We start from the raw sequence: 19,731 nt of genomic DNA, 5'->3' as shown, positions 1-19,731 counted from the left end.
ATGAGGAATACAGGGGTACCAGCAAAAAAAGAAATGCTGTACGAAGGAAAGGCAAAACAGGTGTATGCCACAGAGGATTCTTCTCAGGTTATCGTTTTTTTCAAAGACGATGCAACGGCTTTTAACGGAAAAAAGAAACGTCTTATTCCTGGAAAAGGGGAAATAAACAATACGATATCCTCTCTTCTCTATGGATATTTGGAAGAGAAGGGAGTAAAAACCCACTTTATTCGTCAATTATCCCCAAGAGAAATGTTGGTGGATGCAGTAGAGATTATTCCTTTGGAAGTGATCCTTCGCAATATTGCCGCAGGCTCTATGGCTAGAAATTTGGGAGTGGAAGAAGGGACAGTACTAAAAAAACCGATTCTGGAGTATTCTTTTAAAAAGGATGAATTGGGAGATCCTATGGTCAGTGAAGATCATATTTTAGCCTTGGAATGGGCAACGGAAGAGCAGGTAGCGGCGATTCGAAAAAAAGCCTTAATCATCAATGACTTACTAAAAGAGGTCATGGGAAAAGCAGGCCTTCGGTTAGTAGATTTTAAGTTGGAATTTGGCATGAAGCGGGAAGAACTTTTATTGGCGGATGAAATATCTCCGGATACTTGTCGTTTGTGGGAGATGGAAACCGGTGAAATCATGGACAAAGATCGATTTAGAAAAGATTTAGGACAGGTAGAGGAACATTATCAGGAAGTGTTGAAGAGAATTGAAAAAGTGCTGAGTCTTTAAGATGGAGGGGTGACTGTGACCAAGGAATTGATGTGGGATGGGCTTAAAGAAGAGTGTGGTGTGGTAGGATTGATTCAGACGGAAGACGACCATACGTCTGAGTTGCTGTATTATGGGCTTTACGCACTGCAGCACAGAGGACAGGAAAGCGCTGGCATAGCAGTTAATAATGGGGAACAAGCTAAGTGGCACAAAGACATGGGTTTGGTATCAGAAGTGTTTAGCGAAAGTGCCTTAGAAAAACTAACAGGGAAAATTGGAATAGGTCATGTTCGGTATTCCACTTCTGGAGAATCTGACATTGAAAATGCACAGCCTCTTGTAGTGCGTTATCGTGGTGGTACCATTGCGTTGGCACATAATGGGAACTTGGTGAATGCTAAGCTGTTAAGGAGCCGATTGGAGGACTCTGGTGTTGTGTTCCAAACCACCATTGATTCTGAAGTGGTGGTAAATTTGATTGCTCGCTATAGTAATGAAGGGATTCATGGCGCCATTCGCCGCTCTATGGAACTAATTAAAGGTGCCTATGCCTTGGTGATTATGAACGAAGAATGTTTAATTGGTGTTCGAGATCCACTGGGTTTAAGACCGCTTTGCATCGGTAAGACAGAAAAAGGCTATGTACTGGCCTCGGAGAGCTGTGCTTTCGATGTGATGGGAGCGGAAATCGTAAGAGATGTAGAACCAGGGGAAATGGTCACCATTACATCGGAGGGCATAGAGTCTGAATTTTTTCAGACATCTGCCAGAAGGGCTGGTTGTATTTTTGAATATATCTATTTTGCGAGACCAGATAGCATTATGGATGGCGTTAATGTATATCATGCTAGAAAAAATTCGGGGCGTATTCTTTCTAAAGAGATGCCTGTAGAGGCAGATATGGTTATGGCGGTACCAGACTCATCTATTCCAGTGGCTCTGGGTTATGCAGAAGAATCTGGAATCCCCTATGGAGAAGGATTGATCAAGAATCGATATATTGGCAGGACGTTTATCCAGCCAACTCAGGCCATTCGTGAACTGGCAGTGAAGTTAAAACTATCGCCCATGGCGGCTAATATCCGAGGAAAAAAATTGATTCTCATTGATGATTCTATTGTTCGGGGTACGACCAGCAAACGAATTGTAGAAACCTTGAAACAGGCGGGTGCAAAAGAAGTGCATGTGCGAGTCAGTTCGCCTCCAGTGGCGTATAGTTGCTACTTTGGTATTGATACACCAGACCGGAGTCAGCTCATTGGTGCCGTTAAAACCGTGGATCAAATCTGTAAGATCATAGGAGCAGATAGTCTCTACTACCTTAGTCACGAAGGACTGGTACAAGCCGTCGGAAAACCAAGAAAGCAGTTTTGTTTAGCCTGTTTTGATGGAGATTATCCTATGGAACTGCCAGAAAAAGAGAAGAAACAGAATGGACATCGGGTATTTCAACGATTAGAAGAGGAGGGTTCCTGATGGATAAAATGACCTATGAATCAGCAGGTGTGGATGTGCAGGAAGGGCAGCGAAGCGTGGAATTGATGAAACAAGCCGTTCAAAAAACCATGACCAAAGAAGTGCTGCAGGGCCTTGGTAGTTTTGGAGCAATGGTACAGCCAGATCTGACCAATATGGACCAACCAGTGATGGTATCTGGAACGGATGGAGTTGGAACCAAGTTGAAATTGGCGTTTTTAATGGATCGTCACGATACCATTGGACAGGATTGCGTAGCGATGTGCGTGAACGATATTTTATGCCATGGAGCAAAACCTTTGTTTTTTCTGGATTATTTGGCTACGGGAAAACTGAAAGCTGAAAAAGCAGCTAGCGTTGTTGCTGGCATTGCCGAAGCCTGTAAAGAGGTGGGCTGTGCTTTAGTTGGCGGGGAAACTGCAGAGATGCCAGGATTTTACAGCGACGGAGAATATGATTTGGCTGGTTTTGCCGTAGGCATGGTGGATCGAAAAAAAATGATCACAGGCGAAAAGATTCAGGTAGGCGATGTTATTCTTGGCTTAGCTTCTTCGGGACTTCATAGCAATGGTTTTTCTCTGGTTCGGAAAATATTATTGGAAAAAGAGGGTCTAAAGCTGACGGAGCCCTTTGGAGCACAAGGAAAAACCTTGGGAGAAGAATTGCTGACACCTACGGCCCTCTATGTTAAACCTGTGCTGGCAATGATGGAAGAAATTACCATTAAAGGACTGGCTCATATTACCGGCGGCGGATTTTATGAAAATATTCCACGAGTGCTTCCAGAAGGAAGAGCCGCTAACCTAAGGATGGGAAGCTGGAAAATTCCTCCTATTTTTGAATGCTTAAAAGAAAAAGGGCCTTTGGAAGATGACGTGCTCTTTGGAACTTTTAATATGGGAATTGGCATGGTCATGGTGGTGGCGCCAGAAGATGTCCACACAGCTTTGGAGTTGTTGCACAAGCATGGACAACTGGCTTGGGAAATTGGTGGAGTCACAGAAGGAAATGGACAGGTGACGGTATGCAACCAGTGAAAGTAGCTGTATTTATTTCTGGTGGTGGCACCAATATGCAAAGCCTCATAGATGCTGTGCATAAGAAGGAACTTAATATCCAAATCTGTCTGGTAATTTCCAGTGACAAAGAAGCTTATGGTGTACAACGAGCCCAAAGAGAAGGGATCAAGGTAAAATGTCTGGATGAAGTAGGAAGTCAGGAGGAAGCGAGAGAAGAAGCAATGCTGAAATGCCTGGAGGAACAAGCCATTGAACTGATCGTATTAGCTGGATTTGTCAAAAAAGTACCAAATTCTGTAGTGAGAACCTATGAACATAGGATCATTAATGTGCATCCGTCTCTTATTCCAGCTTTTTCTGGTTTGGGTTATTATGGGGCTAAAGTCCATGAGGCAGTGCATCGTCGTGGCGTGAAACTGACTGGCGCAACGGTTCATTTTGTCAATGAAGGAATGGATGAAGGCCCGATTATTCTACAGGAAGCCGTAGCCTTAACAGGAGAGGAGACACCAGCTATTATTGCGGACAAAGTATTGAAATTGGAACATCGACTATTGCCAAAAGCCCTAGGCCTTTTGGTTAACAATGAATTGGCCATTGAAAATGGTCGGGTTATCAAGAGAGAAAAGGGGGCTGACAATCATGAAAAGGGCACTCATTAGTGTTTCGGATAAAAAGGACATTCAAAAAGTGGGACAAATCTTACATGAACAGGGGATTGAGATCCTCTCCACTGGAGGAACGGCAAAAATTTTGTCAGATCATGGCATTCCAGTAAAGGAAGTGGCGGAAATAACAGGATTTCCAGAGTGTCTGGATGGGCGGGTAAAAACCCTACATCCGGCAATTCATGGTGGATTATTAGCAAGACGAAGCCTACCGGAGCATATGAAAACATTGAAAGAGCAAGGAATGGAAACCATCGATCTGGTGATTATTAATTTATATCCTTTTAAAGAAACCATGCTTAAGACAGACGCCTCTTTTCAGGAGGTAGTGGAACAAATTGATATAGGTGGACCAGCCATGCTTCGATCTGCAGCAAAAAATCACGAAGATGTGACGGTAGTGGTGGATCCTGAAGATTACCCTAGGGTTTTAGAAGAAATAAAAACAATGGGAAATACCAGTTTGACCACTCGAAAAAACCTGGCTGCCAAAGTATTTCAACTAACGAGCCACTATGATACGTTGATTGCCTCCTACCTTTCTCAGGAACAGGAAGAACCTTTTCCCAATACCAAAACCCTAACCTTTGAAAAAGTACAGGATCTCCGGTATGGTGAAAATCCCCATCAACAGGCAGCTTTTTATCGAGAAGTAAATGCTACCAAGGGGACGTTACCGGCGGCAAAGCAGTTGCAGGGAAAAGAACTTTCCTTTAACAATATTAACGATGCGGCAGGAACCTTAAGTTTGCTGCAGGAATTTGATGCCCCAACGGCAGTGGCTGTAAAACACACGAATCCATGTGGCGTTGCATCAGCAGATACCATTGAAGAAGCCTACGAAAGAGCGTTTCAGACAGATCCACTTTCTATTTTTGGTGGAATTGTGGCGGTTAATCGTCCTTTGACAGAAGCTGCAGCCGTTAAAATGGCAGCTATCTTTCTAGAGGTTATTTTGGCACCTTCCTTCACCAAAGAAGCCTTGGAGGTATTGGCTCAAAAGCCTAATATTCGTCTCTTGGAAATCCCGGAAATAGAGAAAAGAGAGAAAGGAGCCGTGGATTTAAAGCGAGTGCCAGGTGGACTACTTTTGCAAGATGCAGATGAGCGTCTGTGGGAGGCAATGGAAACCAAAACCCTACGATCTCCATCAGAAGCAGAAAAAAAGGATTTAGAGTTTGCTTGGAAAATTGTAAAACACGTAAAATCCAACGCGATTGTATTTGTGAAGGATCAACAAACCTTAGCCCTAGGGCCAGGTCAGACCAGTCGCATATGGGCACTTCAAAACGCCCTCAGCAACTCGATTCATACTGTTGAAGGGGCGGTGATGGCTTCCGATGCTTTTTTTCCTTTTCCAGACTGTGTAGAAGCTGCCAATGCAGCCGGGGTGACAGCCATTATCCAACCAGGTGGATCCCAAAAAGATCAAGACTCCATTGACGCTTGCAACAAAGCGGGAATGACCATGGTATTTACTGGAACGAGACACTTCAAACATTAGGAGTTGATAAGGATGAAGATACTGATAATAGGCAACGGTGGTAGAGAACATACCTTGGCTTGGAAGCTCAGCCAGTCTTCGGAAGGACATAGGCTCTACTGTGCCCCTGGGAATCCAGGCATTGGTCAATTGGCAGTATGTGTTGAAATTCAACCAGATCAAATAAAGGAGCTAAAAGCCTTTGCCCTGGAGCAACAAATTGATCTAACAATTGTGGGGCCAGAAGTGCCATTGGTGGCAGGTATCGTAGATCAATTTAGAGAAGCGGACCTTCCGATTGTAGGGCCGGATCAAGCCGCTGCTCGTTTAGAAGGGAGCAAATCTTTTGCGAAAGCCTTTATGAAACAATACAAAATTCCTACAGGTCATTATGAAGTGGCATATGATTCCGTGGAAGCCAAAGAAAAACTGAAAGCCTTTACCTATCCGGTGGTGATTAAGGCCGACGGCTTAGCGGCTGGAAAAGGAGTATTGATTTGTCATCAAGAGGCGGAAGCGGATCAGGCTATTGAAGCTATTTTGGAAAAAAATGCTTTTGGCGATGCAGGGAAACATTTGGTCATAGAGGAGTTTTTAGAAGGAATCGAAACATCGGTGCTCTGCTTTGTAGATGGGAAAACAATTCTCCCTATGGTTAGTTCTCAGGATCACAAACAGATAGGAGAGGGGGATACGGGGCCTAACACTGGTGGGATGGGGACTTATTCTCCCAATAGAGTATATACGGAAGCCATGGCTAAAGAAGTGGAAGCAATGATTCTTCAGCCAACATTAAAAGGGATTCAACTTGAAGAAATGGATTTCCGAGGGATTCTTTTCATTGGGCTTATGATCACAGCAGATGGACCCAAAGTGTTGGAATACAATGTGCGCTTTGGAGATCCAGAAACCCAAGTGGTAGTGCCTAAACTAAAGAATGATTTAAGTCAGGTGTTGATACATCTTCTTAATAGAAATCTTGATAAAGTTCAGCTAGAATGGTCTGAAGAAACTACAGTCTGCATTGTGCTGGCTTCTGGTGGGTATCCAGGTTCCTATAAAACAGGGATCCCTATCCTTGGTCTGGAGGATATTCCTGAGGACGTTCTGGTCTTTCATGCAGGAACAGCTTCTGAGAAAGACCAGTTAGTAACGGCAGGCGGTAGAGTACTTGGTGTGACAGCTACTGGAATAGAGGTAGAAGAAGCTAGGAGCAAAGCCTATGCAGCTGCAGAGAAAATTCAATTTCAAGGAAAAACTTACCGCAAGGATATCGGACTGCGATAGGCCTAGGTTTCTTGATTAAAGAACTAGGGTATTATCGATAAGACGAGTACGTCCAATAAAGACTGCTAAGGCAATTAAGACTGGCTTTTCCAGGGTTTCAAGAGGTTGTAAGGAAGTAGGGTGAAGGATTTCAATATATTGAACCTGGATCTTCGAATCGGACTTTAATCGCTGTTCCAGGTGCTCACGAAGGAGATGTGGGTCTTTCCCCTGGTTTTCGATCCATTGTGTTCCTTCTTTTAAGGCTTGGCTTAATAACAGGGCAGAAACCCGTTCTTCTGGTTTTAAATAGACATTACGAGAGCTCATGGCAAGACCGTCGGCTTCTCTGATAATGGGGCAGGCCATTATGTCTACTTCCATATTTAAGTCTTTCACCATCTGTCTAATCACTTGAACTTGCTGTACATCTTTTTGGCCAAAGTAGGCTCGCTGGGGATGGACCAGATGAAATAGCTTGTTGACCACAATAGCAACACCATCAAAATGTCCTGGCCGATAACGTCCGCACATTCCCTTAGCGATGGAACCCATGGATATACGGGTGCAAAGATCTGATGGATACATATCCTCAGCACTGGGATTGAAGAGTACATCTGCGCCAGCTTCTTCTGCCAGTGCAGCATCTGCTGTAAGGTTTCTAGGGTACTGATGAAAGTCTTCGTTGGCACCAAATTGAGTCGGGTTCACAAAGATACTGACCACTACTCGTTGGTTCTCTTGGCGGGCTGCTCGGATTAATGAGAGATGACCTTCATGCAGGGCTCCCATGGTGGGAACTAATCCGATGGATTTTCCTTGAGATCGATTCAGGGCAGAATCTTCTTGCATTTCCTTGAGTTGATGAATAATTTTCAATTAAAACCCCTCCATAGATAAAATGAATCATAAGGATGATTTTCTCAGATGTTATTGTATCATGAGTTTAGCGAAAAGAGTGATGGAGATGAAAGAAATATTGATGAATGAAATAAAGGGGTTTCGCATTGGGCACTCCCATGATTTCCAAGGAGCCACAGGATGCACCGTAGTATTGTGTCCAGAAGGTGCTACGGCAGGAGTAGACGTGGGCGGAGGAGCTCCAGGAACCCGTGAAACAGATTTGTTGAATCCGGTTAACATGGTAGATCAAGTCCATGGGGTGGTGCTTGCTGGTGGAAGTGCTTATGGATTGGATGCCGCCGGAGGTGTGATGAAGTATCTAGAAGAAAAAGGGTATGGATTTGATGTGAAAGTAGCCAAGGTGCCCATCGTATGCAGTGCAGTTCTTTTTGATCTGGCGGTGGGAAATGCTTTTCGACGACCAGATGCAGCCATGGGGTATCAAGCATGTGAGAATGCAGGCGTATCCCCACTCATGGTTGGAAGCATAGGTGCTGGAACTGGGGCTACTATTGGGAAACTTAAAGGATATACACGAGCCATGAAAGGTGGAATCGGATTTTTTGCCTTGGAAATAGGAAGGCTAAAGGTCCATGCCTTAGTGGCTGTGAATGCCTTTGGAGATGTGGTGAATCCCGCCACAGGAGAACGGGTAGCCGGATTACTTCGGGAAGATAAGAAGGCATTGGCAGGTACAGAAGAAACAATGATCTTGGATGGCATCGAAGAAAAAGTATCCTTCAGTGGCAATACAAGCCTTGGAGTGGTGATGACCAACGCAAAAATCACCAAAACACAAGCAACAAAAGTGGCATCCATGGCACAGGATGGCTTTGCCCGCAGCATTAGGCCCTGTCATACCATGGTTGACGGAGATACCATTTTTGTGTTAGGAACTGGTGAAACACCAGTAGATGGAAGTTTACTTGGTACCTTGGCGGCAAAAGCCATAGAAGGGGCAGTATTGAATGCGGTTACCAACGCTGAAGGATTATTTGGCATTCCTGGGATCAAGGATCTGGAGAACAGGCTTTTATGGTAGGGTGAAACATGGTACAATAAAGGGAAAAGAGTTTGTACTAAATGAAGCAGCACCATCACAGAGGAGGCAATTGTAAATGGAAAAGAATCTGGATCAGTTGGCGGTCAATTCAATAAGAATACTTTCTGCTGAAGCCGTTGAAAAAGCAAAGTCCGGTCACCCTGGGCTGCCCATGGGAGCCGCACCTATGGCATACACCCTTTGGAGTCGTGTCATGAAGCATAATCCTAAAAATCCAGTATGGAAAAACAGAGACCGATTTGTACTGTCTGCCGGTCATGGTAGCATGCTCCTCTACTCGCTGTTGCATCTATTTGGATATGATTTAAACATGGAAGAAATCAAGCAATTTAGACAATGGGACAGTCGAACCCCGGGACACCCAGAGTACGGCCATACCACTGGAGTAGAAACGACTACAGGGCCTTTAGGCCAAGGGATTGCCAACGCTGTAGGCATGGCCATGGCAGAAGCAAAGCTAGCAGTACAGTTTAATAAAGCGAAATACCCAGTGGTAGATCATTATACCTATGTGCTGGCTGGTGATGGCTGTATGATGGAGGGGATTGCCTCAGAAGCTTCTTCCTTGGCAGGGACTTTGGGCCTTGGAAAGCTGATTGTCCTTTATGATTCCAATGAAATTTCCATCGAAGGTAGAACTTCTCTTGCCTTCCGTGAAGATGTTAAAAAACGATATGAAGCCTACGGATGGCAAGTAATACAGGTAAAAGATGGGAATGATATTGAATCCATCCATCAAGCATTAAAAGATGCGAAAGAGGATCAGGAACATCCAACTCTTATAGAGGTGGTGACGGAAATTGGCTATGGATCTCCGGCAAAGCAGGGGAAAGCCTCCGCTCATGGAGAACCTTTGGGAGCGGAAAATTTGGTGGAAGCAAAATCATTCCTAAGTTGGAATGAAGATCCCTTTGTTTTGCCTAAAGAGATGCAAGAAGTTGAGGAAGCGGCTCTTACAACAGGATTAAAAAATGAAGCTGCTTGGGAAATGATGATGGAAGAATATTTTAGAGAGTTCCCAGAAAAGGAAAAAGAGTGGAATGCCTGGTATGGAAACCAAGGGGTTGTGGAAGCTCTGGATCAAGAGGATATCTGGACATACGATAAAGCGGATGCTACCCGTAGTGCTTCTGGTGAAATCCTTAATCGATTGGCTAAAGTGATTCCGAATTTAATGGGTGGATCTGCAGATCTGGCACCTTCTAACAAGACACTGATGAAGGAAAGAGAAGATTTTCAACGGGAGAATTATCAAGGGTCCAACCTGCGATTTGGAGTACGAGAACATGCCATGGCAGCTATTGGCAATGGCATAGCGCTCCATGGTGGATTGATTCCTTATGTAGCTACTTTTTTTGTGTTTACGGATTATATGAAAGCATCCATGCGACTTTCTTCCTTAATGAAGGTGCCGCTGACGTATGTGTTGACCCATGATAGCATCGGGGTGGGTGAAGATGGTCCGACCCATCAGCCTATTGAGCATTTAATGGCTCTGAGAAGTGTTCCGAACATGATTGTGTTTCGTCCTGCAGATGGCAAAGAAACCGCCATGGGTTGGAAATTAGCCCTTGAAAATAATGAAACCCCGGTTTCTCTAGTGTTGACAAGACAAAAACTACCACTGTACGAAAATAGTGGAGAAGAAGCTTTAAAAGGCGCTTATATTTTAGAAGATGCAGATAAGGGAGAGCCGGACATCTTGTTGATGGCTACAGGATCTGAAGTAGAATTGATTGTAGAGGCTGCAGCACAATTGAGAGAAAAAGGATATCGGCCACGCGTCATCAGTATGCCTTCTTGGGAACTATTTGAAAAACAATCTCAAGCATACAAGGAAAGCATTATGCCGCCAGGACTTCGAAAGCGGGTAGCAGTAGAAGCGGGTTCCACTTTGGGATGGTATAAATATGTAGGCATAGATGGGAAGGTAATTGGGTTAGATCATTTTGGGGCGTCGGCTCCAGGCAATATACTGTTTGAAAAATTTGGATTGACGGTAGATCAAGTGACTCAAAAGGCATTAGAGCTACTTCGATAAACCATAAAAACCGCCGATAAAATCGGCGGTTTTTTAATAGGTATCATGGATGCTTATTAGATGGGAAGAGGATGTTTTTTTATGGGATTTGAAGGACTTGCCCAGCTCTGAGGCTACTAGGATCAGTAATGTTATTGGCATCCATAATTTCTGGATAGCGACTACCGTCGTTATACATTTTTCGACTAATACTGTAGAGGGTGTCTCCAGATTTAACGGTGTACTGGGAAGGGGGATCCTCCGTTGAAGGGGGTTCTTCTTCAGGAAGCTCTTCATCAGGTTCTTCTGGGAAGGTTTCAGGAAACCCTTCTGGATCAGCAGGGTCTTCTAGGAGACCTTCTTCTGGCATCTCCTCATCTTCCAATCCATTATCCTCTGAGACATTTTGTTCCGTGATGTCTTCGATTGGTGGCCTATCAGTTTCAGCCAATTGTTCTGAATCTTTAGGCTCTCCAGTTAAAATCCGGCTAACTCCCCAAATGCCTGTGAAAAAAACCACGATAATCAAGGCAAAGGAAATAGCTAAGCGTTGAAGTTTCTTTGCTTTTTTTGATTTTCGCCCCTCTTTTTTCTCTCGAGTATAGAGAAAAGAGCGTTTGGGTGCATCTGGATGGTCTGGCATTGTAAGTGGAACTTGCTTCTCTTTGGAAGGCGGAGGGACAATGGATGCTTTGGGTTCCTCTTGACTCATACGAGCCCGAAAATAAACAGGATTAAAATCCTTTTGGATATCGCCTTCTGTATCATAAAGACCTTGGTAGCAGTTTCGAATAATGGCATCAACGGCAGGTTCTATTTCTCGGATCTCAGGAGTGAGTTCGGCGGACACTGAGTTTCCGTAAATCGTTAAGATAAAGTCGCCGATTCGCTGCAGGTATTCTTTATGGGTTACGATGAGGTCTTGTGGCGAAAAAAAAGGAATGTGATTAAAGCACACTAGTTTACGGTCAACAATGGAAATATTTCCAAAAGAGCAAAGTACATACTTTAGGAGCAGGGGGAGGTCTTCAAAGCTGCGGATATGATTCAGAAAATTACTGACGATCATACCTTTTTCGTAGGGATTCAGATAGGTGTTGGTAATAAAATTGGATAGCGGTTTTCCAGGGCAACAACGTGAAACCGTGTGTAACACATCCTCTAACACAAGAATCTCTACAAAAATGTCTTTGAGTTCATGTTCATATTCCAAAAAAGCATTGGTAATAGGGGAGCCGGCATCCATGTCTTTGAAAACAGTAATATAAACTGGGTTTTTAGATTCGGTAAACTGGTCCGACCCAAGGTATATCTTTTGGAATGCATCATGGTGAAGGGTTTCTTCAATCAAATATTGGTTGTTAATCATTTTTTCTGGTGGCATAGGATAGGCAACCTCCTTTCAAAAAAAGTCCTACGTCATATTTCCCCGCATCATATTAATGGGATAAAAAAAGCTCCATACGCTTATATTCGTGATAGAAAGACAAAATCCTTTTTTTTGATACACAGATTTTGAAGATGAAAATCTAGCACTACCCTTCTTTTACCCGAAATGAAGGGAGGGAAACTGGATTGTGAGAAGCAGGGCTGAAATTTTACTGAGTTACATAGCTGTTCAGAAACAGAGGCTTCCGATATAATGGATGGAAACAACCGTGGAAAGATAGAGGTGAACTTATGTGAAACTCATAAAAAACAAGATATGGGTAGGGATCCTACTGGTCCTATATTTCTTTTTGATGGTAGCATACCTTCCTGTAGCAGCGGAAGATGGCCTGGGTAACCTTTATGATCGCAGACAGCAATCGGTATTTCGGGTAGCTTTTGATCCGGAAATGCCGCCTTTTCAGTATGAAGCGGGTGGAAAAAGAGAATATAATGGCTTCTCCATACAGCTATTGGAGCATATAGGACAACAAAATTTTTTTTCTATTCACTGGGTTCCTTTGTCCACAGAAGAAGCGGCTCGCCAGCTTCAGGAAAATCGGATCGATATGATTTTAGGCATTGCTTATCAAGCCCGTTACGCTCAACAAATGGAGTTTACAGAGCCCTACTTTTCATCTAGCATTGCTTTGGTGGTTCCTAAATCCGAAGCCGATGACATAGAAACCATTGCAGATTTATCGGAAAAATTAGTAGCGGTACAGCGTGGTTCAGTAGCCTATGAATTTCTTCAAAACCTTCGACGAATAGATTTTAATGGGACTTCCAGTCAGAAAAAAGCCTTTGATCTTCTGGTCATGGGTCGTGCGGATGCGTTAGTCGGAGATCGATGGGTGTTGCAGCATTATTTGGAAGAGAAAAACTTGACGGATGACTATGTGGTCACCAGTAGTTTTATGCTGCCAGTAGAATATACCATGGCAGTGAAAAGTGAAAATTACGCCATCCTAAACTTGCTTAATCGAGGAATTCAGATGACTAGAAGTCAAAGTGACTACCAAAGGATTTCTGATAAGTGGTTTGGTGGAGAAGACTTTCAACAGCGGTTAGAGTATCTTTTGAGAATTTTTGCGATTGCCAGTGGAATGACCGTGTTGATTATTCTAGGGATTCTTTGGTGGAATCGTCTGCTGACCAAGGAAGTGCAGAAAAAGACAGCAGAATTAAAGATGGCCAACGATGATTTAAGTCAACAAATTCAGGAAACACTGGATATGAGTGAATTAAAGAACCAAATACTGGAAAATAGTCCAAGGGGTTTGGTGACAATGGACTGTGAGGGTCAAATAACTTCTGTTAACCCCATGGCCTTTCAAATGATGTCTATGGACGAAGGTTCTATGCATTCTTTTTTTTATGAGGTGGATCTGTTGAAGTCCATATTGGTGAATAAAATGGAAGATGTATTAAAAAAGGGGACCCAGTTCATAGGAGGAGAGATAGAATGGGTGAATGCTGAATTTCAAAAATCCGACATACGGTATACCGTCTATCCACTGCGAAATCATGAAAAGAATATTATAGGAGCGATTGTTTCTTTTGAAGAGATTACAGAGGAAAAGAAAATGCGCGCCCAAGGGTTTGAAAAGGAAAAGTCCAGAGCCTTGAGTCAGGTAGTGGCAGGCATTGCTCATGAAATAAGAAACCCCTTAACTTCTATAAAGACCTTTGTGGAAGTATTACCAGCAAAAATTAATAATCCAAAGTTTCGGCAAGATATGATCAATCACGTTCCCAAAGAAATTGATCGCATTAGCCAGTTGATCGAGAGTTTGATTGATTATGCGAAGCCTAAAAAAATCAATAAACAGGAAGTGGATATGGAAAAAATGATTGAATCCTGCCAGGTGCTTTTTAAACCAACCTTTGAAAAAAAAGGAATGAAACTAGTAACCATGCTAGAATCTCCCTTAGTGATCTATGCAGATCGGGATCAAGTAAAACAAGCCTTGGTAAACTTTATGCTTAATGGAATGGAAGCCATGGAAAAAAAAATATCTGAAGCAAATTCCCGGAAGCCATTGACTATGGAGATCCAAGGCTTTGCAAGAAAGGGATTTGTTGAAATACTCCTTCGGGATGAGGGAGTGGGCATGGATCAGGTGGAAGTGAATAAGATGTTGGATCCTTTCTATACAACAAAAAAAAGTGGCACTGGACTGGGTCTTACCTTGTCCAAAAAATATATTGAAGAAAACAATGGACATGTTTATTTTGAGAGCATAAAAGATCATGGCACAACGGTTCACCTAAAATTTGAGAGGATGGAGCCTTAATGGAACGAATCATAATTTTGGATGATGAGATATCTATTTGTACTTCTTTGGAGTTTGCCCTGGAAGATCACTATGAAGTCAAAGCAACAACGGAACCATATCAGGCCATTCAGTGGCTAGAAGAAGAAAACGCACATTTATGTTTGCTGGATTTGAAGATCGATGGAATCAGTGGCATTGATGTGCTTCAGGAAATGAAGGGGATTCAAAAGGATCTAGTCGTCATTATGATGACGGCTTACGGTTCCATTGCTTCTTCTGTGGATGCCATTAAAAAAGGGGCCTATACCTATTTAACCAAGCCGCTTCAAATAGAAGGCCTTTTAGCAACGATTGATCAGGCCCTTGAATATCAGCGGCTCAACCAAAGAGTAGAAGATTTAAGCCAGGAACTAGAAGGGAAATATCGGTATCAAGGAATTATTGGGAATAGTCCTCAGATGCAAAAAGTATTTGATAAAATTGAAAAACTAAAAGACTTAGACACCAACGTGTTAATTCATGGAGAGAGTGGCACTGGGAAAGAATTAGTAGCCAAAGCCCTTCATTATTCAGGGAATCGAAAAAAACACCCATTTGTTGCATTAAACTGTGCTGCCATACCAGAGAATCTCTTGGAAAGCGAGCTGTTTGGCCATGTGAAAGGTGCTTTTTCAGGAGCACATTCGGATAAGCTAGGGAAATTTAAATATGCAGATAGGGGTACCTTGTTTTTAGATGAAATTGGGGATATGCCCTTAGGGCTTCAGGCAAAACTTCTGCGCGTATTGCAAGAAAAGGAAGTAACGCCTTTGGGAGCCAATAAACCAGAGGTAGTTCGGGCTAGGGTAGTAGCAGCCACTAATCAGGATTTGATGGAAGCTGTTGGGTCAGGTAGGTTTCGAGAGGATTTGTATTATCGATTGAATGTGGTCCATCTTTCTTTACCTGCTTTGAGGGACATACGGCAAGATTTGCCGATTTTTATCCGACATTTTCTAAAGGTGTATAAACAAAAAGAGGACCGAGCATTAGGGGTATCAGAAGCAGCGATGAAATGCCTACTCAATTATGATTATCCAGGAAACATCCGAGAGCTCAGTAATATAGTTGAATCTGTTTGTGTGATGGCGGAAGGAGAATATATTGAAGAGCAAGACCTACCGGAACCCCTTCGGGCTAATTCCTGGGTAAAGGCTCCTGAAGCTCAAGATCCCTTTAAACAAATGGTGGGGTCCACATTGGAATCCATAGAAAAAGAAGTCATTCGAGAAACCTTAAAAGCTCAAAATGGGCATCGGCAAAAAACAGCGGATATGTTGGGGATTAGTGAGAGGGGCCTGCGAAACAAAATAAACCGGTATCAGCTGGATTAAAGAGCCAATATCGGCAAAAAATGCCGATGAGGTAAAAAATGCCGACTTGAAAAGATGGATCCTGTAGCTTTATAAATGTTGGAAAATAAAGGGTTGTCTAAAATATGCCATAGAGATGGAAAAATATGCCGTTTTTGTGTTGGGTTGAGAAGTGCTTTAAATGAAATTTGAAGGTTTTAGGGCCTCGGAACCCAGTAGTAATGGGATTGAGCAGAGGTGTGGGAAGTGGGGAATGTTGGCACGAGTATTGCAAGAATATAGAGGTGTTGCATCATAAGATAATAAAGATGAAAAGGGGAGATTTAAAATGAAGAAATTACTAATTCTTTTATTGGCCTTGGCTATGGTTTTAGCTGCATGTGGTGGCGGCACCGACGAAGCAACAGCTCCTGCCGATGAAAATGGAGAAGAAACAGCCTCAGCAGTGGATCCAGATTTATTTATTACGGTTGCCACCGGCCCTACGAGTGGGATTTATTACCCTATTGGCGGAGCATTTTCAAGTGTGATTCAAAATGATCTTGGTTTCCGTTCTTCAGCCCAGTCAACGGGAGCTTCAGTAGAGAATGTTAATTTACTCCTGAACAACCAAGCGGAAATGGCTATTGCCATGGCAGATGCTGTAACCCAGGCTTACGAAGCATTTGGTGCTTTTGAAGATCAAGAACCCAAAGAAGAATTAAGAGGCATGATGAGTTTGTACCCTAATTATGTTCAATTGGTCTCTATGGCAAACTCTGGCATTGAAAGTTTCTATGATTTAGAAGGGAAGCGAGTAGGCATTGGTGCACCAAATTCAGGTGTAGAATTAAATGCAAGGCTTATGTTTGAAGCTCATGGAATGACCTATGAAGACATCAACGAAGATTATTTAGACTATGGTGAAGCCGTGGATCAGATGCGGAATGGAATGATTGATGCTGCTTTTGTTACCAGTGGGATTCCAAACGCAACCGTTATGGATTTGGGAACGACCAATGATATTCGTATTATTCCCATTGAAGGCGAGGGAATGGCGTATCTAGAAGAACATTATCCTTTCTTTGTTCCTCAAATTATTCCAGCCGGAACCTATGACAATGAAGAAGATATTAATACGGCCACCATTATGAACTTAATGTTGGTGCATCATGACCTGCCAGATGATGCGGTTTATGAAATGACCAAAGGAATTTTTGAAAACATTGCTACGATTCACAGTGCTCATAATGCAGCAGAACGTCATATTAACATTGATAGTGTGATGGACGGTATGATTGTTCCCTTACATCCTGGTGCTGAAAGATACTACCAAGAAGTGGGAGCTATTGATTAATTGTGACATGGTATAGCGAAGGTTTTGATAAAAGGAGGAGGGGAACCTCCTCCTTTCTATCCCTAAAAAGATTTTGTAGAGTGTTTTATCTTGTTATGGTGATGATGATGCTTATGGGATTCATGCAAGGGTGTTTTATGCAAAAAGAATCTGAATGGGTTTTAACAATACAGGAGTCTCCAGACGGAGAAACCTACATTGCTAAGGCCATGGACCCGAAAGATACTATTGAATTTCATTGGATTCATTCTGTTGAACATATTGAATGGACGGAAACCCTTCAACTTAGTGACAAAGGAGTGCTTTATCTTATTGAAAGTCGTTTTGCGGGATTTGGTGCAGGGATTCCCCATGATCATCAGGATGGATTTAGAGTAGAAGAGGGTATGATGATTTTTGAACCCATAGATCATCAAGTACCTTATTACGATTGGATTCATTCTCATACGGCATTGCCAACAATAACCATGAATGGAGAATTATTGGTAAAGGGGGAAGCTTTGCCCCATCATCAGTCGTTGAGGATGACCATTGAGGAGAGGTGAAAAAAAGTGGATAACGAAAAAAAATCGCTATTGAATGAAGAGGTACTGGATGAGAAAAAACAGCAGGAATTGCTGGAGAAATATGATGCAGAAGCTAGAACGAGAACTTTTGCCAACAAAGGGATGTCCTTGTTTGTTTCGATACTAGCCATTGCAATTTCCTTATACCATTTATACACGGCTTATTTTGGAACCTTGGTAACGCTGAAGCATCGTTCGTTGCATGTGGCCATGGTGCTGACACTAGCATATTTGCTCTATCCATCGTATAAAAAATCCAGCCGTAAGAAGTTGGCATGGTATGATGGGGTTTGTGCTTTGTTGGCGGTTTCGGTAACGGTGTATATTTTTTATGATTATTTAGGCATTGTTCATCGTGCTGGGATACCCAATCAGTATGATCTCTTTTTTGGTACAGTCTTGATCGTGTTGGTGCTAGAGGCAGCCCGAAGAGTAGCTGGATGGGCATTGCCATCTTTAGGAGTAATCTTTATTGCCTATTCCCTATTTGGTAGAAACATTCCAGGGTTTTTTGGTCACCGTGGGTATCAGTGGGAGCAAATCGTAAATCACTTGTTTGTGACAACGGATGGCATCTATGGAACTGCCGTAGGGGTAGCGTCCACCTATATATTTCTTTTTATCTTATTTGGAGCTATTATGAATAAATCTGGCATGGGACAATTCTTTAATGATATTGCCATGGCAGCGGCTGGCCATACCAAAGGTGGACCAGCTAAAGTGGCGGTGATTGCCAGTGGGTTTTTGGGAAGTATTAATGGAGCTGCCATTGCCAATGTGGTGACCACAGGTGCGTTTACCATTCCTTTGATGAAAAGAACTGGATATAGTAAAGACTTTTCTGGGGCAGTAGAAGCATCCGCCTCTGTTGGCGGACAATTGTTGCCGCCTATTATGGGTGCGGCTGCTTTTATCATGGCAGAAGTATTAGGGGTGCAGTATCGTGTTATTGTCACGGCAGCCATTCTGCCAGCACTCTTGTATTATTTAGGCATTATGGTGCAGGTGCAAATGCGAGCATCGAAATTAGGACTGGAAGGGATTCCTAAAGAAGAGCTTCCTACGGTGAGAGAAGTGATGAGAGAACGAGGACATCTTATGCTTCCGCTATTATTCTTAGTGTATATGCTTTTCTTTAGCGGCAGAACCATTATATTTTCTGCGTTTTTAACTATTTTGGTGACGATTTTCATTAGTACCTTGAGGCCAGCCACCAGAATGAGCCCTCGTGAAATTTTAGAAGCATTAGATAATGGCGCTAGATCCGTTGTTCCAGTGGCTGTAGCTTGTGCAGCTGTTGGGCCTATTGTAGGGGTTGCTAGTATCACTGGATTTGGCTTGAGTATGGCCTATGCCATCGTTTCCTTGGGTGGAACCAGTCTGATGTTTACGTTGTTTTTCACCATGTTGACGTGTATTATTTTGGGAATGGGATTGCCGAGTATCCCGGCCTATCTCATTACGGCTACCATGGCTGCGCCAGCCTTGATCCAGTTAGATATTGAGCCGATTGTGGCCCATTTGTTTGTATTTTATTTTGCCATGTTTGCTAATATTACCCCACCAGTTGCCTTGGCATCCTTTGCGGCAGCCGGTATATCCGGTGGGAATTCCATGAAAACTGGTGTGGAATCTTTAAAACTTTCAATTGCTGGGTTTATCGTGCCTTATATGTTTGTATATAACAGTGCACTTCTCTTAAGAGGTACTAGCTTGATAGAAGGCACGTTGGTTGCGGTGACGGCGATTATTGGCGTAACGATCTTAGCTAGTGCAGTGGAAGGTTACTTCTTCGCTGTTATTCCAATGTTGCAGCGGATCATCTTGCTGGTTGCTTCCTTGTTATTAATTAGTGCCAATGGAATGCAAGATGTCCTTGGAATCGTTATTATTGCCATTGTCTTGGGGCTTCAATACAATAAATTGAAAAAAAATGACAAGAGTCTTCCAAAGCATGAAACAAAAGTTTCTCAAGCTTAAGTCATAACTTCAGCTCCTGGAGCTCTTTTATCCCCTCCTGTTTACCCAGGAGGGTTTTTTGAATCCCTAACCAGATGCCAGCGTCTTTATGGCGCAGAAAAATAGGAAAGTGCTTAAAAAATCCGAAAGAGGGTAGCAATTAAAAAGTAATATTTTAGAATGACATCAGGAAAGC

15 protein-coding genes are annotated in these 19,731 nt (G+C 42.9%); 13 read left to right on the top strand and 2 right to left on the bottom strand.

The features are described 5' to 3' along the window. The 6 genes from purC to purD are packed head-to-tail and all read left to right on the top strand — an operon-like array spanning position 1 to position 6,650. On the top strand, positions 1-735 hold the full coding sequence (gene purC / locus ACZ47N_RS04330; protein ID WP_464887907.1) for a phosphoribosylaminoimidazolesuccinocarboxamide synthase: 735 nt from the start codon (positions 1-3) through the stop codon (positions 733-735). Positions 736-750: 15 nt separating this feature from the next. After that, entirely contained in the window at positions 751-2,193 is a 1,443-nt protein-coding gene (gene purF, locus ACZ47N_RS04325) for an amidophosphoribosyltransferase (protein WP_464887906.1), read from the top strand. Next, entirely contained in the window at positions 2,193-3,230 is a 1,038-nt protein-coding gene (gene purM / locus ACZ47N_RS04320; protein WP_464887905.1) for a phosphoribosylformylglycinamidine cyclo-ligase, read from the top strand. Before purF ends, purM begins: the two co-directional genes overlap by 1 nt. Further along, the gene (gene purN, locus ACZ47N_RS04315; protein WP_464887904.1) at positions 3,218-3,874 is read left to right on the top strand and encodes a phosphoribosylglycinamide formyltransferase; all 657 of its coding nucleotides are present in this window, start codon (positions 3,218-3,220) and stop codon (positions 3,872-3,874) included. Before purM ends, purN begins: the two co-directional genes overlap by 13 nt. Continuing rightward, entirely contained in the window at positions 3,855-5,384 is a 1,530-nt protein-coding gene (gene purH / locus ACZ47N_RS04310) for a bifunctional phosphoribosylaminoimidazolecarboxamide formyltransferase/IMP cyclohydrolase (protein ID WP_464887903.1), read from the top strand. The genes purN and purH overlap by 20 nt, the downstream gene beginning before the upstream one ends. A gap of 12 nt (positions 5,385-5,396) precedes the next feature. After that, a complete protein-coding gene (purD, locus tag ACZ47N_RS04305; protein ID WP_464887902.1) occupies positions 5,397-6,650 on the top strand; it encodes a phosphoribosylamine--glycine ligase in 1,254 nt (417 codons plus the stop codon). A 15-nt stretch (positions 6,651-6,665) separates the two neighbouring features. Here purD and panC read toward each other — a convergent pair whose 3' ends face one another. Continuing rightward, positions 6,666-7,508 (bottom strand): pantoate--beta-alanine ligase, encoded by an 843-nt coding sequence (gene panC / locus ACZ47N_RS04300; protein ID WP_464887901.1) that lies wholly within the window; start codon positions 7,506-7,508, stop codon positions 6,666-6,668. 88 nt (positions 7,509-7,596) lie between these two features. On the opposite strand from panC, the gene ACZ47N_RS04295 reads away from it, so the two are divergent. Together ACZ47N_RS04295 and tkt are read left to right on the top strand one after the other, a co-directional pair. Further along, a complete protein-coding gene (locus tag ACZ47N_RS04295; RefSeq protein WP_464887900.1) occupies positions 7,597-8,574 on the top strand; it encodes a P1 family peptidase in 978 nt (325 codons plus the stop codon). Between the two features lie 76 nt (positions 8,575-8,650). Then, complete coding sequence (gene tkt, locus ACZ47N_RS04290) at positions 8,651-10,636, top strand: transketolase (protein WP_464887899.1); 1,986 nt, start codon at positions 8,651-8,653, stop codon at positions 10,634-10,636. A gap of 79 nt (positions 10,637-10,715) precedes the next feature. Here tkt and ACZ47N_RS04285 read toward each other — a convergent pair whose 3' ends face one another. Beyond that, on the bottom strand, positions 10,716-11,999 hold the full coding sequence (locus tag ACZ47N_RS04285; protein ID WP_464887898.1) for a LysM peptidoglycan-binding domain-containing protein: 1,284 nt from the start codon (positions 11,997-11,999) through the stop codon (positions 10,716-10,718). A gap of 298 nt (positions 12,000-12,297) precedes the next feature. On the opposite strand from ACZ47N_RS04285, the gene ACZ47N_RS04280 reads away from it, so the two are divergent. The 5 genes from ACZ47N_RS04280 to ACZ47N_RS04260 all read left to right on the top strand — a co-directional run bounded on the left by ACZ47N_RS04280 (position 12,298) and on the right by ACZ47N_RS04260 (position 19,556). Next, positions 12,298-14,340: a transporter substrate-binding domain-containing protein gene (locus ACZ47N_RS04280; protein ID WP_464887897.1), complete on the top strand. Its 2,043-nt coding sequence runs from the start codon at positions 12,298-12,300 to the stop codon at positions 14,338-14,340. Continuing rightward, on the top strand, positions 14,340-15,695 hold the full coding sequence (locus ACZ47N_RS04275; RefSeq protein WP_464887896.1) for a sigma-54-dependent transcriptional regulator: 1,356 nt from the start codon (positions 14,340-14,342) through the stop codon (positions 15,693-15,695). Before ACZ47N_RS04280 ends, ACZ47N_RS04275 begins: the two co-directional genes overlap by 1 nt. Before the next feature lie 307 nt (positions 15,696-16,002). Continuing rightward, on the top strand, positions 16,003-17,010 hold the full coding sequence (locus ACZ47N_RS04270; RefSeq protein ID WP_464887895.1) for a TAXI family TRAP transporter solute-binding subunit: 1,008 nt from the start codon (positions 16,003-16,005) through the stop codon (positions 17,008-17,010). A gap of 80 nt (positions 17,011-17,090) precedes the next feature. Next, on the top strand, positions 17,091-17,555 hold the full coding sequence (locus tag ACZ47N_RS04265) for a DUF1850 domain-containing protein (RefSeq protein WP_464887894.1): 465 nt from the start codon (positions 17,091-17,093) through the stop codon (positions 17,553-17,555). A 6-nt stretch (positions 17,556-17,561) separates the two neighbouring features. Then, complete coding sequence (locus ACZ47N_RS04260; RefSeq protein ID WP_464887893.1) at positions 17,562-19,556, top strand: TRAP transporter permease; 1,995 nt, start codon at positions 17,562-17,564, stop codon at positions 19,554-19,556. Positions 19,557-19,731 lie beyond the last annotated feature (175 nt).

The sequence above is a fragment of the Tindallia texcoconensis genome, assembly GCF_055383815.1.
This window is presented reverse-complemented; position numbering and strand designations above follow the sequence as displayed.

What these genes read in the sequence shown, in the direction of transcription:
- purC (WP_464887907.1), top strand. Translation starts at nt 1, where the DNA reads ATGAGGAATACAGGGGTACCAGCAAAAAAAGAAATGCTGTACGAAGGA.
- purM (WP_464887905.1), top strand. Translation starts at nt 2,193, where the DNA reads ATGGATAAAATGACCTATGAATCAGCAGGTGTGGATGTGCAGGAAGGG.
- purN (WP_464887904.1), top strand. Translation starts at nt 3,218, where the DNA reads ATGCAACCAGTGAAAGTAGCTGTATTTATTTCTGGTGGTGGCACCAAT.
- purH (WP_464887903.1), top strand. Translation starts at nt 3,855, where the DNA reads ATGAAAAGGGCACTCATTAGTGTTTCGGATAAAAAGGACATTCAAAAA.
- purD (WP_464887902.1), top strand. Translation starts at nt 5,397, where the DNA reads ATGAAGATACTGATAATAGGCAACGGTGGTAGAGAACATACCTTGGCT.
- ACZ47N_RS04295 (WP_464887900.1), top strand. Translation starts at nt 7,597, where the DNA reads ATGAAAGAAATATTGATGAATGAAATAAAGGGGTTTCGCATTGGGCAC.
- tkt (WP_464887899.1), top strand. Translation starts at nt 8,651, where the DNA reads ATGGAAAAGAATCTGGATCAGTTGGCGGTCAATTCAATAAGAATACTT.
- ACZ47N_RS04285 (WP_464887898.1), bottom strand. Translation starts at nt 11,999, where the DNA reads ATGCCACCAGAAAAAATGATTAACAACCAATATTTGATTGAAGAAACC.
- ACZ47N_RS04275 (WP_464887896.1), top strand. Translation starts at nt 14,340, where the DNA reads ATGGAACGAATCATAATTTTGGATGATGAGATATCTATTTGTACTTCT.
- ACZ47N_RS04270 (WP_464887895.1), top strand. Translation starts at nt 16,003, where the DNA reads ATGAAGAAATTACTAATTCTTTTATTGGCCTTGGCTATGGTTTTAGCT.